General features: G+C 71.3%; 1 pseudogene. It reads left to right on the top strand.

The features are described 5' to 3' along the window. A pseudogene (locus HMPREF2883_RS15715) lies at positions 1-732 on the top strand (hypothetical protein); the annotation flags it as partial.

Genomic DNA, 732 nt, shown 5'->3' with positions numbered 1-732 from the left:
TGGATCAGGCGGTGGTGGTGTCAGCCCGGCCGGTCAGGGTGGGACTGGCGACGGAGCGCCTCAGCGCGGTGGTGCGGGCTGTCCTGGCGGCCTTAGCAACCACGGCGAAGGATGAGGAGCTGGTGGTGCAGCTGCAGCTGGGGCGGCGCTTTGCCCCGGAGGCTCTGGGGCGGGTGGAGCCGCAGGGCTGGCTGGAGCTGCTCGGGCTCGTACCGATTCCATCTCTTAGTGGTGAGCGGGGTCGGCGGATGCGGGCACAGGTGGGGCGGCATCGAGCAGCAGTCTGTCTGCGCTTGGGGGTGCGGGCCGCCTCGCCGCTGCGCCAGCGGACGCTGCTGCAGGGGTTACTCGGGGCGCTGCGCCTGGTGGAAGGCCCAGGGGTGCGGCTGCGGGCCCGCACGGATAACCCCGCCAAGTTGGATTCGGTGCGGCGGCCGTGGCGGGCGGGGCTGGAGCTGGGTGCGGGAGAGATTGTGGCGATGGCTGGTTGGCCTATTGGTGAGCTGCCGTTGCCGCTGCTGGGGAGTGGGCACCCGCGCCTGGTGGCCCCGCCGCCGGAGGTGGCGTCTGGGTCGTCCCAGCGCGTCGTTGGGGCCAGTGCGGTGCCAGGCGAGACCGGGCTCATACGCCTGCCAATTACCGACGCCGTCTACCACACGCATCTGCTGGGGCCGACTGGTGTGGGTAAGTCGACGGTGCTGCTGTCGTTGGCGCTGGCTGATGCGGCTGAGG

The organism is Actinomyces sp. HMSC075C01 (assembly GCF_001812965.1).
Lineage (GTDB): Bacteria > Actinomycetota > Actinomycetes > Actinomycetales > Actinomycetaceae > Actinomyces > Actinomyces acetigenes.
This window is presented reverse-complemented; position numbering and strand designations above follow the sequence as displayed.